The following is a 17,096-nucleotide window of genomic DNA, read 5'->3' on the forward strand; positions in this document are numbered from 1 at the left end:
ACTCGAGTTAGGCGTCGGGTTTGATGACGGCCGGAATTTCTTGACCGGCCGGGATGAAACGCATCGATAGCGAATTGACGCAGTGGCGGGTGTTCTTCTCGGTCAGCCGCTCGCCTTTGAAAACATGTCCTAGGTGGCCGCCACAGTTTTCGCACAAGATTTCGACGCGGCGTCCATCCGCATCGATTTCGTGGCGAACGGCCCCTTCGATCTCGTCATCAAAACTGGGCCAACCACATCCAGAGTGGAATTTGTCCTGCGAACGATAGAGTTGGGCGTTACAGCGGCGGCACAGATAGACGCCTTCCGCTTCGTTGTCTAACAGCGCACCGGTCCCAGGACGCTCGGTCCCTTTTTCTAGCAAAACGCGGGCTTCGTCAGGGGTGAGTTTGTTGAATTCTGGCATCGGAAACTCCGTGTATTCAGAGGCTGAGGGATATAGAGATTGTTGATCGGGCTAAGGTAACGGGGCGAATCGCTGGGCAAATCGATGTTGCGGTCACGCGACGGCATTGGCCGAAACAATGCGTAACTTCCAATCGGCATGATCAAATGCAGCGAACGCCTCGTCAATCACACCACGCGAAATCAAGCTTTGCCGGTCCCAAGATGGATCGACCTCACATGATTTCAGTAGAACCAATTCATCGGCGTCGGTGTCGCTGCACAATTTAGCGGCTAACGAATCGCTGGTGGTTCGCCAATCGTGTGGCAGGTTGCCTTGGTTGCCACGGTCATAGAAACATCGCACCGCGATTAGATTCGGGACCGTCGTCGAGAATCCTTGTGTCATCGATTGCTGAAGCGAGGCCGCCGTGTCGACTCGGTGCCACGCAGGAAACCAATCGCTGATCACCTCGAAAGTATACTGCAGCAAATCGATACATTGCCAATGCGTTTTCACAGGATCGAGCGACCGAAGTTGGTCCCAACTTCGCAGCGAATCGACGAGCTCACCGCCGCCGACAATCACCAACGTTTCAGGCGACAATGTCTCTGGCAATACAGTCTCGGGCGACAATGTCGCGGGCTGGTCTGGGGCCGCGATCGCGTCTAGCAGCTTGGGTAGACAGCTAGGCAGGTCGGGGCGTGACATCAGACTGCCGCCAATTTTAATGACTCGCCGCATTAGTTCCGTCCGAACCATGACAGCATCACGAGGGCCGCAAGACAACGCTTGGCATTTGGTTGGATCGGCAATCGCAATGGAGTGTTAGAGCCCATGGTTGGAATTCGACTCGAGAAATCGTCGTAGTTGTTTTGCAGCCGCGTACGATGGGGCGCCACGTGCCGCTTCGTCCCCCATCTGTTTGGTCATCGTGATCACTTCCACTTCGCGTGGGATTTTCAACAGATCGTTTCCGTGGCCGCTTATCACGTAGATGGTCGGTTTGAAGGCTGTTTTGGACAGCAGCCGTTGCACCGAATAAGCGATCTGTTGTTGCGCCGCGCTGACAACTTGTTCGGCAATTCGAGTTGCTTGGTCAAGCGACACATTGCGGCGGTCCAAGCCGATCATTCTTGCTAAACGGTTGGATGCAAATTCTTTGGTGCGAGCCTTTCCGTCGGCGGTTTCAAAATCATTAGCGTCCTCTGGAACAAATCCAAGCATCACTCGAGCGTCGTCGATGGTGGCAAAAAATTCGTTCATCACCGGGATGCGATTGCCTTGATACGTCATCCACGAACAAAGCCCACAGACCGGGGTCCGTTGGCAGCCGACGTACACCAGCGAACCTTCGCAGAGACGGTCATAGTCGGTTTGTGCTTTGGTCGCCACTTTTCCATTGCGAATCGGGATGATGTCGGTCGTGGTCGATCCGATATCGATCAGCAAGGCATTGGGGGCAATGGATTGGCTGACATAGCTTCCAAGTGCATGCCAGTTTGCTGCGGCAATCCGGTCGACGTCGTCGGCCACCACGTGCTCGCGAAACAAACCATCGACACCATAGAAGTAGCAGGCGTTAATACCGAGTTCGGCTGCGGCCCGCCGGGTGTGGTCGACGATGTGAAAGACCCCTTCGGATCGGTCGATAAAGCAGTCGGCAAGTTCGCCGGTCATGACGACGGCGATTGCCGTGACGTCTTGATACATGCCAAGCGCGCTACAGAGCGAATCCTTGAGCGTTTCCGGTTGACGCCACATCGGAAAAAAACAAGAGTGCGCCTGCTTCGACTCGCTAGCAAACTTTAGGTTGGCGCCACCGATATCGATTCCGACTATCACGTCGACTGCATCACTGTATCGTTGATCCAAACGGTTCCCGAGGGAGTCCATCGCACCGAGTCGACTGCGGCATTACACGAGACCGGTCCGGTTTCCAGGTCAAACAGCCGAGCGGCCAAATTGCCATGGATCATTTGACGAAGTCCAACGTACGACGTCGTCAGCCGGGGGTTGATTTCGATCACGTAGTCTTCGCTTGAACAATCGCCCAGCAGCATGTCGATTCCAACAAACCCGCGAGCGGTCGGCGGCATCGCCGCGATCGCTCGCGACGCCAACACGGCGGCGCGACGTTGGGCTTCATCATCCAACGGGCCTTGCCCTCCGGCATATTCGCAAGATTGATCCTGGAGTTCTTGTCGCACTGCCGGCAACAACGTCAAATTGGTGCCCGAGGCAATCAAAGCAATCGAGATCGCCAGCCCCGGCATCCAAGGCTGCAGGATCAGATCGTCGGTCAACAGCGATTTGGCTTCGGCATAGGAGTCGAAGGTCCGGATTTCCTGGGTGCCACATCCGTCGCGTGGCTTCATCACAAAGCGTTTGAAGTTCTGGATCTCTTGCTCGTAGCGATCATCCGCGAGCGTGACAAACAGCGGGTGGGCAACGCCTGCGGAATGCAAACATTTGGCCGTTTGCATCTTGTCGCTTGCCACACGAAGAAAATCGCCGCTGCCTGCGATCACATCCACTCCGCCGGCTCGCAGCATGGCCACCGATTTGGCCAGGATGCCGTTGCTTTCGGGGGCCACGATCAACGCGGCGTCACAGTTCTTCGCCGCTGCAACCCATTGTCCGTAGATGGAATCATTGGCATGCACTGGAACGATTTCCGCTGCATCAACCTCGATGTTCAGCCGCGGATCCAATGGCACCGTGACCGTGGCAAATTCCGACAAATCGCTCACGATGGCCCGCAACATTGCCGCACCTTCGTCTCGCAGCGAATCGGGGATCGTGTTCAGTTCTTTCTCTGAATGGCCGCCACCACAGACGTACTCGCCGACAAAGATACGCATGAATTCGATCCGCTAATATGGCTTGCTGTGAGCCTGATAAATGGTGGGTAAGCTTTCGACGTGTCGTTCACAAAACGAGCCGGTCGATGAGCTGTCTATCATTCAATATGCAACCGGGTTGGTCGATTGCAATGGATGGAGATGCCTAGAAAAACGGTTTCGAAACCGACCACAGTGAATGTTGGGCTCGGTTGCCTGCACCGCTTACTCGGTGGTCCGAAGACCGCCGTCGTCATGCCGTCAATCGGCGACTAAAAAATGCCCAAATGGTCGCGGGCTTCGTCCGTCATCTTATCGGGAGACCACGGCGGGTCCATGACCACTTTGACTTCGGCCGTGTTGACTTCGTCAAGTCCTTCGGCAGCCCCCTTGGTTCCGGCAACCAATTGAGGACCAGCGGGACACATTGGGCTGGTCATCGTCATGTCGATTTCCACGTTGTGACGACCGTCTTCCTGTTCCTCGTTGATCCGGATTTCATAAACCAATCCGAGATCGACAATGTTGACATAAAGCTCAGGATCGATGACCTGCTTGAGCGCTTCACGGACTTTGTCTTCAGCAAGTGCCATGGTGATCGCTACCTATCGGACGGGGGGTGGAATAAGTGATCAGTGAACGGAAACAAAGACTCACGTTGTCGCGAGTCTTGTCGATTGTACCAAATAGCTGGGCTTTTGTAGACTATTCGTACTCGCGAACTTGGCGGGCGATCGCCGCACCAAGCGCGTCGCGAACACTTTCGATCGTGATGCGATCGAAAATCTGTTGAAAGAAGCCGCTGACGATCATTCGAGTGGCTTCTTTGCGAGTGAAGCCACGGCAGCGGGCGTAGAAAATCTGCTCTTCGTCCACCTTCGCCGTCGTGCTGCCGTGCGTGCAACGCACGTCGTCCGCTTCGATCTCCAATCCAGGGATCGAGTCGGCTCGCGATGATTCGGACAACACAAGGTTGTCGTTGCGTTGATAGCCATCGGTTTTCTGGGCGATCGGATCGACTTTGATCATGCCACGCCAAACGGTGCGGCTCTTGTCTTGTTGAGCCGACTTGTACAAAAAGTCACTGTGGCAGCTCGGAGCCCGGTGATGCTGCAGCGTGTGGTAAGCGAGGTGTTGGCGACCTTCGGTGAACATCACGCCGTTGACTTGGCTGTCGGCCCCAGGGCCGACCAAATCAACCGATTGGTTGACTTTGGATAGCAATGAACCCATCGCCGCGATCGTCCATTGCAGGGTCGAGTCTTTGCCGACCAATGCTTTTTGATGAGCAAATTGGTAGGTGCCGTAGCCCCATTCTTGCAAGTTGACATAGCGAAGATGCGAGTTGGCCTTTTGCACCACTTCGACCGCACCAACATGCAGACCTTTGCTCTGTTCGCCGACGCCATTGGATTCGTGCAGCACGGTTGCTTCGGCGCCTTCATCCAACACGATCAACGTATGGGTCGTATCGGTGCCGCCATCGGTCATCATCGAACCGATGTGTAGCGGTTTGTCGAGTACGACACCACGTGGGACGTACAAGAATTGACCGCCCGCCCAAAACGCCGCATGCAGTGCCGCGAATTTGTCGTAGTCGGGATCAAATGCGGTGAATAAATGAGGCCGAACCAATTCAGGATGCTCGGCACACATTCGCGACAAGCTGCCGAACACAACTCCCTTGGCGGCCAGCTCTTCATCAAGCGTTTCGCCAACAACGTAGCTATCGACGGTTTCAATCGAACCGCCAAGCTCGACGCCTTTGCGAAGCTGTGCCTTGGTCGGAGCGTCGCGTGATTCGGTCGCTGGAATTCCGAACTTGCCCAATTGGAAGGCGCGGATATCGGTGCGGATCCACTCTTCGTGACGTCGATCGGGCCAGCCCATTTTTTCGAAGTGCTGCCAAGCATCACGGCGAAGTTGGGTCAGCCAATCGGGTTCGCTTTGGGCCGCCAAAAATGAATCGAAACCGGCTTGATCGAACGTTAAAGTTGTCGTTTGCGTCATCTGAATTTAGTTAGCTTGAAGCGGCAAGCAGACACGCGTGCCACGTGGAGGAATGAGAGGCATGGTAGCCAAGGTCGCCGGCGCGAACGATCGGGCGGGTGCAATCGCCCGATCAGGTGACGTGATTTGGCTACGACTAAAGGAAAGGCGGGTAGGCGGCTTAGCCGACGCTGCCTTCCATTTGCAGCTGAATCAAGCGATTCATTTCGATCGCGTATTCCATTGGCAACTCTTTGACGAGAGGCTCGATGAAACCGTTGACGATCATCGTGCTCGCTTCTTGTTCGGTAAGCCCGCGGCTGAGCAGATAGAACATTTGTTCTTCGCCGATGCGCGACACACTCGCCTCGTGACCAATCTGAACGTCTTGTTCGGCAATCTCGATATAGGGGTAAGTGTCACTGCGGCTTTCAGGGTCCAAGATCAATGCGTCACAGACAACATTGTTTTTGCTGTTATGAGCACCGGGCTCGACGCGGACCAAGCCACGGTAACTGCTGCGGCCGCCGTTCTTGCTGATGCTCTTGCTAATGATTTGACCGGTCGTGTTCGGAGCACAATGGACCAGCTTGGCACCGGCGTCTTGGTGCTGGCCGGCACTCGAGAATGCGATCGACAAGATTTCACCGCGAGCACCCGGTTCCATCATGTGGACCGCGGGGTACTTCATCGTCAACTTGCTGCCGAGGTTGCCGTCGACCCATTCCATCGTCGCGTCGCCGTAAGCGTACGCACGCTTGGTGACTAGGTTGTAAATGTTGTTCGCCCAGTTTTGGATCGTCGTGTAGCGGCAACGTGCGTTGCGTTTGACGACCACTTCGACGACTGCACTGTGCAGGCTTTCGGTGCTGTACATCGGTGCGGTACAGCCTTCGACATAATGCACGCTGGCCCCTTCATCGACGATGATCAGCGTTCGTTCAAACTGCCCCATGCTTTCGGCGTTGATGCGGAAATACGCCTGCAGTGGGAAGTCAATGTGAACTCCCTTGGGAATGTAGATGAACGATCCGCCGGACCACACGGCGCTGTTGAGCGCTGCGAATTTGTTGTCTTCCGGCGGAATGATTTTGCCAAAGTGTTCACGCAGCAAATCAGGATGCTCGCGAACCGCGGTGTCGGTATCGGTAAAGATCACGCCTTGTTTGGCGAGGTCTTCTTCGAGCGATCCATAAACCACTTCGCTTTCAAATTGAGCCTTTACCCCCGCCAAGAATTTCTTCTCAGCCTCGGGAATGCCCAACTTGTCAAACGTGTCCTTGATTTCTTGGGGGACGTCGTCCCAGGTCTTGCCCTGATGATCGGTCGGTTTGAGGTAGTAATAGATATCTTGAAAATCGATATCAATTGCCCCGCCCCATTTTGGCATCGGTCGGGATTCAAAGATTTCCAGCGACTTGAGCCGGAATTCTCGCATCCAGTCGGGTTCGTTTTTGATGTCGGAAATTTGATTCACGACATCCTTATTCAAGCCTTTTTCAGCACGAAAGACGCCGGTGGTTTCCGTGCGGAAGTTGTACTTGTTAATTTCGCCAATGTCAGACTTTTCGGTCACATCAGTGGACATCGTATTTCCTAACGTATTCAAATTTCAAAGTGCAGTTTTATTCGTTTCTCGGACCCTAGCCCGCCGTCAGGCAGGACCCTTTGGGGTAGGCCCGTTTAGGCAACGCCTGCGTTTAGGCAAGGTTGCCCAGCCAAAGTTCAGCTAGCCTCTCATCCTCGGTCGCCTCGCAAGCAAGCTTCAAAAGCAAGCCAAGTGAAGCGATGGCGACGCTTGCCGATTCTTGCGAACCCGTGATTGCTCACGAGCCTTCCGTTTCTCACTAGCCTTGCAAAGGTCGCGGTTACACCGCGGCTTCTTCGGCCAGCATCTCTTGGTTGGCCGCTTCCGCTTCGGGGTACGCTTTGCGGATGCGGTCGTAACCGTGGCGATGTAGTTCTTCGGCCAACTCCGAGCCACCGGTTTCCACCAATCGGCCACCCAACATGACGTGGGTGTATTGAGGTGGATTGTGTTCGAGCAGTTTGTCGTGGTGCGTGATGATCAGCAGACCCATTTTCTGGTGTCCGATTTCCGCAATCGATTCGCTCGCCAAACGCACTGCGTCGGCATCCAAACCGCTGTCGGTTTCATCGAGAACCGCAAACTTGGGCTGCAGCATGGCAAGTTGCAGGATCTCGGCGCGTTTCATTTCGCCACCGGAAAAGCCGTCGTTGACATAGCGGCGTGCGAATTCTTCGTCCATTCGCAAATGTGCCATCTTTTCCTTCAATTCCTTACGGAACTCACGCATCGGGATCAATTCCTCGCCTTCCTTTCGGTCGGGGCGACGAACGTTGGTGGTTGCATGGCGAAGGAAGTCCGCCATCTTCACACCGGGGACCGCCATCGGTCGTTGGAACGCCATGAAGATTCCCGCGCGAGCACGTTCATCGGGCGACATGGCCAACACATCTTCGCCATCAAGCGTGATCGATCCGTCGGTGACTTCGTAGCCCGGATGACCCATGATCGCCAAGCCAAGCGTGCTTTTGCCGCTACCATTGGGACCCATCAAGGCGTGCGTCTCACCATGGTTGAGCGTCAAGTTGACGCCGCGAAGGATTGGCTTGTCGCCAACCGAAACGTGAAGGTTCTTGATCTGCAGTACGTGTGTCATGCTTGATTGCAAAAATTCAAAAGGAAGGGAATCGTTGTAAGTTGTATCGAGAGCACCATGTCGTTTAATTTGCTGAGTCCGACGGCTCACCCGTCGCAGCAAATTGGCAACAGTGGTCTCCATCGAGTCGACAACTGCTGAGGTGGACCGGGCGACCAAGCGCCTCGGATATCATTTCTTCTTCGAGTCGACACATCGCACGTTCGTCCGATGTGTCCGTGAGCGATGGGTACGGGCACGCGCAGATATCAAGCACGGGCAAGTCTCCCGCATGGGAAATCTCTGTCGTGATGTGACGATCGGTCAACATTTCCGACAATTTGATCATCCGTGACTCAAACGATTGGTCCTGATCGACTTCGCGATCGACCTGAGTCGCAAACTGACGTCCTAACCGGTTTGCCACCGAACTAAGTAACTGTTGGCGAATTTTGGGATCCGGGATCGCCAATATCTCTTGCCACATTGCCTCGGCCAACTCGGCGGGGTTCGCCCCGGCACGTCGATGTCCTCGCACTGTCAATCGATACTGGAATGTCGGTCGGCCACGTCCGGCAACAATCTTCTCGCGTTCAATCAGCCCTGATTCAAGCAACCGCTCAATCCGCTGGCGAATTGCAGTCGCCGTCACTCCGAGCTGTTCCGTCAAATCCCCAATGCCAAACGCGTCCCCGCTACGCATTGCCATCAATAATTCGCGATCAACCGACCGGAGTTCATCAATGGCAGCAGATGGGACTGAAGACGACGTCATGGACAACTTGGTTGGACGTAACGAAAAAACGTAACGAAAAGCGTGCGATCAGCAAAAATACCAACGCAACACAGTCATTATTGGGAGCAAACCTATTTTTGACAACCGCTGTTGTCAAAAATGCGTTCAATGGCGATCATGGGCACATCAACGCCGGTTTGAGGCCCCTAGAGTGGGCAATAGATGCCGCCAAGGCGACCGCATGATTTGAGTAGAGTCTCGCCGCCGGAGCACAGAGTCCCCCTGAGCAGCATGCGGATGAATTGTTATCATTTGCCGCTCTTGTGGTTTGTCGAGTAACAACATACTCATGCTTTGAACCGTCGCATACCCTCCACCCCCCTAACCGCTGATCGAGTCAATTATGAAGGCCGTCGCCGTTACGCCAGGCACCCCTAATAGCGTCCATCTCGAAGAAATTGCCAAGCCAACCCTGGACCAAGTTCCCAACGGCAACGGGGTCTTGGTCAAAGTGTTGAAGGTCGGAGTGGACGCCACCGATCGTGAAATCAATGACGCTTTGTACGGAAATGCGCCGACCGGAGACAAGCATCTGGTCATCGGACACGAGTGCTTTGGCATCGTCGAAGCGGTGGGAGACAACGTTCGCCGCGTCAAACCGGGTGACTATGTCACGGCAACCGTTCGCCGTCCTGGTGGGTCGATCTATGACATGATCGGCACCAACGATATGACCAGCGAGGAAGAGTACTACGAGCGCGGCATCAATCTGCGGCACGGTTTTTTGACCGAATATTTCGTTGACGAAGAAGAGTATATTGTTCGCGTCCCCGAGGGGCTGAAACACTTGCACGTCTTGCAGGAGCCGATGAGCTGTGCTGCAAAGGCAGTGCACCAAGCCTATGAAGCCCAGCACCGCATGAAGGTGTGGCGTCCCAGCGTCGCCTACGTACTGGGGGCCGGGCAGATCGGTTTGCTGACCACGTTGATCTTGAAGCTTCGCGGTCTGGAGGTCTACACGCTCGCTCGGGGTGAGGCGCCGAACTTAAAAGCCGAGATCGTCACGGGACTCGAAGCGAATTACATCAGCACTCGAGAAACGTCGATGGCCGAGCTTGTCAAAATTACTGGCAAGCCGGATTTGATCGTCGATGCAACCGGTAGCAGCCAATTGGCGTTCGAGTCGATGCAGCACTTGGGGCACAACGGCGTTGTCGTTTGGACCGGAATCACCGGAGGCGACAAGGTCACCGAAGTTCCCTCGGATAGCATCAACTTGCAATTCGTGCTCGGCAACAAACTGCTGCTCGGCAGTGTGAATGCAAACCGCAATCACTTTGAAATGGGGATTCGCGACCTCGCATTGGGCGAGATGATGTACCCCGGCGTGCTCGAGAAAATCTTGACGCATCCCGTCGATGGTCTGGACAACTACAAAGAGATGATGCGGTTGTTGGTCGAAGACAAAGACGCCTTAAAGGTCTTTGTCAACGTCGCAAATGAGTAGTCGGCTAGGTGGCTGAGCGATCCGGTTGCCGGCGGATCCATGGCCGGCGAATCCATGTCCGGCCAAAATAGCAAACGAAAAAAAGGGCCGCACTCACCGAGTGTGGCCCTTTTTCGTTGTTCTTGTCCGGCTCGACACGCCCCACTGCATTGCTAATGCAAACATGGGAGGATCACGCGGCTGAAGGGTTTTCTCTGTAGTGGACGAGGCAACGAGTCCCGTCGCGCCACGAAGTCGCTGGACTCGTTGCCTCGTCCACTACCTCCGAAGCTGACGGCGACCAACTCCCATCCTAGTAACGCTCTGGCGGAACGGCCCACGCGTCACCGGAGGGTTTCTAAAAGATGCGATCAAGTCGCCTTTCGCACAGAACGAGAGGCGACGGTTTCTTGTATTGCGAATGAAGTCTCGCAGGTTTGACTACAGCGCCAACAGCAGTCGGCTTGGTGCTTCGAGGTAGCCGATCACATCGTTTAGGAAGCGTGCCGCGGTTCCGCCATCGACCAAGCGGTGGTCGTAGGACAGGCTTAGCGGCATCATCAAACGAGGTTGGATGCTGTCGTCAGGCATCACGACGGGCAGTTTGCGGCTACGGCCAACCAACAAAATGGCTACTTCGGGTACGTTGACGATGGGCGTCGAGTATTGGCCGCCGATCGCTCCGAGGTTGCTGATTGTAAACGTGCCGCCCTTCAAATCGCTGACAGCGAACTGGCCACCGCGGACCTTGCCCGCCATTTCGGCCAATCCGCGAGCGATTTCAGGGATGCCGCGTTGATCGGTGTTCTGCATCACCGGTACGACCAAGCCGCGATCGGTATCCACGGCGATGCCGACATTGACGTAGTCTTTGTAGATGACTTGTTCGTTTTGCTCGTCGATCACCGCATTGATGCTGGGGTGATGTCGCAGTGCCGTGGCAACCGCTTTGATCAAGAACGGCATCGTGGTCAACTTCAGCCCTTGCGCCGCGTAATCATCTTTGCTCGATTGGCGAAGCCGTTCGAGGTCGGTGATGTCGGCGTCATCAAAATTGGTCACGCGAGGAACGGTCGACCAACTGGCGTGCATCTGTTTTGAGATCGTTTTGCGAATCTTGCTCATGCGTTCGACATGCACGCTGCCGAATTCATCGCTGCTGGCGGTGCCGGGTGCCGACGACACGCGGGCTGCCGCTTGGCTTGGCGCACTGGCGGCGGTGGGCGAGGTCGTAGTGGCTGCGGCGCCGCTGTTTCGTGCCGCCTGGTTTGCCGTTCGCACGACCGCCAAGACGTCGTCGCGAGTGATTCGGCCTGATTCACCGGTGCCTTGAACGGACGATAAATCGACGCCGACTTCGCGGGCAAAGCGGCGAATCGCAGGCCCAGCCGGGATCACTTGACCCGGTGCGGTCGTGGTCGCGACGGGAGCTGCAGCGGGTTGCGCCGGTGCGGGAGCCGCTTGAGGCGGTGGCGGTGCGGCGGCAGCCGGAGGTGCCGGAGCGGGAGTGGCCGGTGCTGGTGCTGCCGGAGCCGGCGATGGCGCCGCAGCTGCGGGAGCCGCTGGAGCTTCGGGCTTGGCTTCTGGCTTGGACTCGGCCTTGGGTTCAGCGGGGGCTTCGGGTTTAGGGTCTGCAGCCGGAGCGGCCGCTTCCGCTTCGACTTCCAGGATCACGCCACCGATGGCTACCGAGTCGCCTTCGCTGACAAGGATCTTGGTGACCTTTCCACCGACCGATGCCGGGACCGGCACGGTCGCTTTGTCGGTTTCCATTTCGACGATGTCTTGGCCTTTGCTAATCACGTCGCCGACCGACACAAAAATTTCCAGAACGTCACCAGATTCGATGCCGTCGCCCAATTCGGGAAGCTTTACTTCAGTTGCCATAAAAGAGTTTCTGGTAAGCAGATTTCAGTGGGATGTTTGTAACGTACGTTGTCTCAGGCAAGGAGACGCCTTCAACACAGGCGTCTCGGACATTGGCCTCGAACTAGGCAAAGTACGGATTGGGTTTGTCAGGGTCGATGCCAAGATCTTTGATCGCATCGGCCAGTTCCGCGGCGGTGAATAGGCCTGTTTTGGCCAACCGGGTGAGCGTTGCGTAGGTAACGCATTCCGCATCGACTTCGAAATGTCGTCGCAAGGCTTCGCGAGTTTCGCTGCGTCCCATGCCATCGGTACCCAGTACAAAGTAGTCGCCTGGGATCCAAGGTTGCAGTTGTTCACCAAGAGCTCGGACGTAATCGCTTGCCGAAATGAACGGGCCTTCGACGCCTTCGAGCTGTTCTTCGAGGTAGCTCTTGCGGGGCGTTTCGGTCGGGTGCAACATGTTCCAGCGGCTGCAGTCGGCGGCTTCGCGACGCAATTGCGTGTAGCTGGTCACGCTCCAAGCGTCGCTCGCGATGTTGTATTTCTCGGCAAGCATCTCTTGGGCTTTCAAGACGCAATTGAGGATGGCTCCACTGCCGAACAATTGAACGCGTGCCTTGGCACCTTCGACGTCGCGGCTGCGGAACTTGTACATCCCTTTGACGATGCCTTCTTCGCAACCTTCGGGCATCGCAGGATGCAAGTATTCCTCGTTTTCGCTCATCAAGTAATACATGCACTCTTCGCCATCTTGGTACATCCGTTTGAGGCCTTCCAAGATGATCACGACGACTTCGTACGCGAACGCAGGATCGTAAGCACGCACGGTCGGGAACGCGATCGCGTTGAGCAAACTGTGTCCGTCTTGGTGCTGAAGTCCTTCGCCGTTGAGCGTGGTTCGGCCAGCGGTACCGCCGATCAAAAAGCCCTTGGCTCGCATGTCCGCCGCGGCCCAAATCAGGTCGCCAATGCGTTGGAAGCCAAACATGCTGTAGTAGATAAAGAACGGAATCATGTTGACGCCGTGCGAGCTGTACGCGGTTCCGGCCGCGTTGAAGCTGCTCATCGATCCCGCTTCGGTGATCCCTTCTTCGAGGATTTGGCCGTCTTGCGATTCCTTGTAGTAGGTGATCAGCGACGAATCAACCGGCTCGTACAGCTGTCCGGCGTGAGCGTAGATGCTGAACTCGCGGAACATCCCTTCCATCCCAAAGGTGCGTGATTCATCAGGCACGATCGGGACCATGTATTTACCGACCTTCTTGTCACGGCACAACGCGATCAACGTTTGCACAACCGAGAACGTCGTGCTGCAGCTCTTGTCTTCGAGCCGGCTGATCAATTTTTTGTAGTCCGCAACCGTCGGCACTTCCATCGTCGGATGTGTCGTGGGGCGGCTAGGTACCGGGCCACCAAGAGCGGCGCGGCGTTCTTTCATGTACTTGATTTCTTGGCTATTGGCCGGCGGCGTATAGAACGGTGCCTTGCCAACCTCTTCGTCGCTGATCGGGATGCCAAACCGCGTGCGGAACTCGAGCAGTTCCTCTTCGTTCATTTTCTTTTGGTTGTGCGCGACGTTGCGGCCTTCGCCCGCTTCGCCAAGTCCATAGCCTTTGACGGTCTTGGCCAAAACGACGGTCGGTTTGCCGTTTTTCAGTTCCGTCGCCATCTTGTAGGCCGCGTATACCTTTTCAGGGTCGTGGCCACCGCGACGCATTTTTTCGAGTCGTTCGTCCGAGTAGTTTTCGACCAACTTCAGCAGTTCGGGGTACTTGCCAAAGAAGTGTTCGCGAATGTAGCTGCCCGGCATCCCGGTGTACTTTTGGTACTGGCCGTCGACGACTTCGTTCATCCGTTTGGCCAATAGACCAGTGGTGTCTTTGGCAAGCAGTTGATCCCAGTCGTCACCCCAGACGACTTTGATCACGTTCCATCCGGCACCGCGGAAAATCGATTCAAGCTCTTGGATCACCTTGCTGTTACCGCGAACCGGACCGTCGAGTCGTTGCAAGTTGCAGTTGATGACGAAGATCAGATTGTCAAGTTTCTCGCGGGCAGCGAGTCCGATCGCGCCAAGCGTTTCCGGTTCGTCACATTCGCCGTCACCAAGGAACGCCCAGACTTTTTGTCCCGACGTGTCTTTGATCCCGCGGTCGCGGAGGTATTCGTTAAAGCGAGCTTGATAGATCGCCATGATTGGACCGAGGCCCATCGAAACGGTGGGGTATTCCCAGAAATCAGGCATCAACCATGGATGCGGGTAGCTCGACAGTCCACCGCCAGGGGCAAGTTCACGACGAAAGTTCTCGAGGTTCTCTTCGCTCAAGCGGCCTTCGACAAACGCTCGGCTGTACATCCCCGGCGAAGCGTGCCCTTGGAAGTAAATCGTATCGCCCGAGTAACCGTCTTCGCCGCGTCCCTTGAAGAAGTGGTTGAAGGCAACTTCGTAAAGCGTCGCACTCGATGCAAACGTGCTGATGTGTCCGCCGACGCCGCCGGGACGTTTGTTCGCTCGCACGACCATTGCCATCGCGTTCCAGCGAACGATCGATTTGATGCGGCGTTCGATTTCGCGATTGCCGGGGTAGGCTGGTTGGTCTTTGGTGGGGATCGTGTTGACGTAGGGGGTGTTGGTGTCTTGGGCCGATTGGATCCCCTCTTCGGCAGCGCGATCGCGAAGCTGTTCGATCAGGAAACGAACACGATCCGGGCCTTTGCTCTTCAGCACATAGTCGAGTGACGACAACCACTCTTGTGTTTCCGCGGCATCCAAATCCAATTCGGCTGCGGGGGGAGCCAATTCGCCAAGATGCTGATCGACTTCGTTCTGGGCGACAGTTTTTGAGTCAGTCATATTCAATTTCTTCTTTCTATTACTGGGCTGTCCCGTAATCGCACCACTCAATTTTGTGCGGCCGTTTTTTTGTGCGAGTCTATTATGATTCGTCTGAGCGTGCAGATTAGCCGGATTAGGGTAAATACGGCAAGGGCGAGCAATTATTGGCGGATTGTCTTACCATGCAGCGAACCAAGGGGGACCCCGCGAGTGGACAAATGATGAGCAGCAATCATGCCTAGGAAAAACAAGAACGGGAATGCCCCAGATGGGGTATGTCTCGCCGTTCTCCATTCTAACGCATTTTGGTCACGCGAAGCAGGCGTCCATCGTGGATTCGCCATTGGAGTGATCGACTCTGCAGGAAGCGAGAATCCAGCAATATGAGAAGATTCTTTTCGGTACCCTAGCCTGCCTCTTCGAGCCGTCAAAGGTTTGCATTACGCTGCGGGAAACCGATCAACCAATCGCGATGCGAATGGGGCAAACGGTGCCGGGCGACGCAGCACCGGCGAGGGATGAATCAAGCAAAAAGGATCACGTGGTGGAGTTGCAATTTCGCGGAACGCATGCCGTCGTTACGGGGGCCTCGAGCGGTATTGGGCAATCGATCGCAATCGCTCTGGCTCGACGCGGCGTCAAGCGGATCGTAATTCACTATCGACATAATGTCGCAGGGGCTCAGCAGACGGCCGAAGCGTGCCGCCAACATGGAACCGAGCCCCTCCTGCTGGCAGCCGATTTGGCTGATCTGGCCGCCGCGGAATCGTTTGCCGAGCAGTGTTATCGTGAACTCGGATCGATTCATACGTGGATCAACAATGCCGGAGCGGATGTGTTGACGGGCGAGTTCGCCGAGCTTGATTTCACGGCAAAGCTACAGCAGTTGATCCAGGTCGATGTGATCGGCACGATCCATCTGGCTCGCCAAATCGCACCGCGAATGACCAGCGAGACGTTTGCGTTGCCACCGTCGATGGCGTTTATCGGGTGGGATCAATCGGCGTTTGGGATGGAGGGAGACGCAGGGCAAATGTTTGGAACCGTCAAGGCGGCGATCACCGCATTCGCCCTCAGTTTGGCTCAGACGTTGGCACCTCGAGTACGCGTGAACGTCATCGCCCCAGGCTGGATCCAAACTTCATGGGGCCAGGCAGCGAATGACTACTGGGACGGCCGCGCCCGCAATCAATCGCTGATGAAACGCTGGGGTACCCCCGAGGATGTGGCCCGAGCGATCGCATTTGTGTCGGATCCCGAAAACTCGTTCTTCAGCGGCCAAGTGGTACAAGTCAATGGCGGTTGGAATCGAAACTACGTTTCAACGTAGCGGCTCTTGGACAAGATTTCGCACAAGTTGTTTTCTAGAGCGGCAGGTCGATGAAGCGGTCTTCCATCCACCCGGGCCACTCACGAGACCGTCGGGTTTGTAAATGGGCCATGATGCAATCGACCCGCGGAAACGAAAAAAGGCTAGCTCGTTGCGGAGCTAGCCTTTCGTTCGGTTGATTGCGATGCTGGTTGCGGAGCGTTTTACAGGTTCGGTGTCGTGTACGGTTCGACGTCACCCACCATGTGGAAGTGGTTGTGGTCAATGTAAACCACTTCGATTGCGTCGCGGTCATGCAGCGTGTGCGGGACGGGGTAACCGATGATGGTTTTTTCGTCGAAGTAGATCGAGCACTTGTAGTGTGCGTGGTGCAGTTGGGCAGGGCCAATCAGCGGATAAAAGCGTGGTGGGTCAACGTAATCGGCGATCTTTTCTTTGATGATTCGCACGTTGTTGCGTTGCGTTTCCCAAATCAACGGAATGCCACCTTGGACCGGACGAGCCGATTCGAGGGCGTGCATCACTTCGTCGTCGCTCGGTGGGTCAAGTGCCACTGCGGTACCGCCGGACGTGGTGGGGCCCAAGATTGGAACACGGTCGTAGCGTTCTTTCTTCCAGAACTTTTCTTCTTGCTTGTGTTGGAAGTAAGGGCTAACGGGAAGGGGGTAGCCTAGAAAGCCCAGGTTGATGTTGGAGGCTCCGATTCCGTAGCATCCGGTGGAACCAATCGCCATGATTGCAATCATGCAAAATGCGATTCGCGGGGCGTGCGATTTTCTGGCAACACATGCTGTGCTTTCCCCATCGCGGTTGGTGGGCCGTACACATGTTGTTTTAGGAGTCTTCATCCGAGCAACCTTCCGGGGTTTCTTTTACGATTGATCGCAACCAGCGATCTGCGTAGTTCTAATATCGTGTGAACTTGGGAGGATCTTGCGGGTAATTCCGAAAGTTCCGAA

General features: G+C 55.6%; 14 protein-coding genes. 2 read left to right on the forward strand and 12 right to left on the reverse strand.

Annotation, left to right across the window (positions count from 1 at the left end):
• Positions 1-7 precede the first annotated feature (7 nt).
• The 9 genes from ABEA92_RS20205 to ABEA92_RS20245 all read right to left on the reverse strand — a co-directional run bounded on the left by ABEA92_RS20205 (position 8) and on the right by ABEA92_RS20245 (position 8,655).
• Complete coding sequence (locus ABEA92_RS20205; protein ID WP_345685658.1) at positions 8-406, reverse strand: methionine-R-sulfoxide reductase; 399 nt, start codon at positions 404-406, stop codon at positions 8-10.
• A gap of 93 nt (positions 407-499) precedes the next feature.
• Positions 500-1,147: an amino acid kinase family protein gene (locus ABEA92_RS20210; protein ID WP_345685659.1), complete on the reverse strand. Its 648-nt coding sequence runs from the start codon at positions 1,145-1,147 to the stop codon at positions 500-502.
• A gap of 66 nt (positions 1,148-1,213) precedes the next feature.
• On the reverse strand, positions 1,214-2,281 hold the full coding sequence (locus ABEA92_RS20215) for a hydantoinase/oxoprolinase family protein (RefSeq protein ID WP_345685660.1): 1,068 nt from the start codon (positions 2,279-2,281) through the stop codon (positions 1,214-1,216).
• Complete coding sequence (locus ABEA92_RS20220) at positions 2,227-3,249, reverse strand: ATP-grasp domain-containing protein (protein WP_345685661.1); 1,023 nt, start codon at positions 3,247-3,249, stop codon at positions 2,227-2,229. The genes ABEA92_RS20215 and ABEA92_RS20220 overlap by 55 nt, the downstream gene beginning before the upstream one ends.
• A gap of 251 nt (positions 3,250-3,500) precedes the next feature.
• A complete protein-coding gene (locus tag ABEA92_RS20225) occupies positions 3,501-3,821 on the reverse strand; it encodes a metal-sulfur cluster assembly factor (protein ID WP_345685662.1) in 321 nt (106 codons plus the stop codon).
• A gap of 112 nt (positions 3,822-3,933) precedes the next feature.
• Complete coding sequence (sufD, locus tag ABEA92_RS20230) at positions 3,934-5,238, reverse strand: Fe-S cluster assembly protein SufD (protein WP_345685663.1); 1,305 nt, start codon at positions 5,236-5,238, stop codon at positions 3,934-3,936.
• Positions 5,239-5,398: 160 nt separating this feature from the next.
• Positions 5,399-6,805: a Fe-S cluster assembly protein SufB gene (gene sufB / locus ABEA92_RS20235; RefSeq protein WP_345685664.1), complete on the reverse strand. Its 1,407-nt coding sequence runs from the start codon at positions 6,803-6,805 to the stop codon at positions 5,399-5,401.
• A 280-nt stretch (positions 6,806-7,085) separates the two neighbouring features.
• Positions 7,086-7,901 (reverse strand): Fe-S cluster assembly ATPase SufC, encoded by an 816-nt coding sequence (gene sufC / locus ABEA92_RS20240; RefSeq protein ID WP_008700831.1) that lies wholly within the window; start codon positions 7,899-7,901, stop codon positions 7,086-7,088.
• A gap of 64 nt (positions 7,902-7,965) precedes the next feature.
• Positions 7,966-8,655 (reverse strand): helix-turn-helix transcriptional regulator, encoded by a 690-nt coding sequence (locus tag ABEA92_RS20245; RefSeq protein ID WP_345685665.1) that lies wholly within the window; start codon positions 8,653-8,655, stop codon positions 7,966-7,968.
• A 352-nt stretch (positions 8,656-9,007) separates the two neighbouring features.
• Between ABEA92_RS20245 and ABEA92_RS20250 the strand changes: the two genes are divergently transcribed.
• The gene (locus ABEA92_RS20250; RefSeq protein WP_345685720.1) at positions 9,008-10,123 is read left to right on the forward strand and encodes a glucose 1-dehydrogenase; all 1,116 of its coding nucleotides are present in this window, start codon (positions 9,008-9,010) and stop codon (positions 10,121-10,123) included.
• Positions 10,124-10,543: 420 nt separating this feature from the next.
• Here the strand turns inward: ABEA92_RS20250 and ABEA92_RS20255 are convergent, their stop codons facing one another.
• Entirely contained in the window at positions 10,544-11,989 is a 1,446-nt protein-coding gene (locus ABEA92_RS20255; RefSeq protein WP_345685666.1) for a 2-oxo acid dehydrogenase subunit E2, read from the reverse strand.
• Between the two features lie 103 nt (positions 11,990-12,092).
• Complete coding sequence (gene aceE / locus ABEA92_RS20260) at positions 12,093-14,825, reverse strand: pyruvate dehydrogenase (acetyl-transferring), homodimeric type (protein WP_345685667.1); 2,733 nt, start codon at positions 14,823-14,825, stop codon at positions 12,093-12,095.
• A 454-nt stretch (positions 14,826-15,279) separates the two neighbouring features.
• Here aceE and ABEA92_RS20265 point away from each other — a divergent pair, with 454 nt between their 5' ends.
• Positions 15,280-16,137 carry an SDR family NAD(P)-dependent oxidoreductase gene (locus ABEA92_RS20265; RefSeq protein WP_345685668.1) on the forward strand — a complete coding sequence of 286 codons (858 nt, stop codon included), beginning with the start codon at positions 15,280-15,282 and terminating at the stop codon, positions 16,135-16,137.
• 203 nt (positions 16,138-16,340) lie between these two features.
• Here the strand turns inward: ABEA92_RS20265 and ABEA92_RS20270 are convergent, their stop codons facing one another.
• Complete coding sequence (locus ABEA92_RS20270; RefSeq protein ID WP_425572470.1) at positions 16,341-16,883, reverse strand: hypothetical protein; 543 nt, start codon at positions 16,881-16,883, stop codon at positions 16,341-16,343.
• Positions 16,884-17,096: the final 213 nt, after the last annotated feature.

Source organism: Novipirellula caenicola (assembly GCF_039545035.1).
Taxonomy (GTDB): domain Bacteria; phylum Planctomycetota; class Planctomycetia; order Pirellulales; family Pirellulaceae; genus Novipirellula; species Novipirellula caenicola.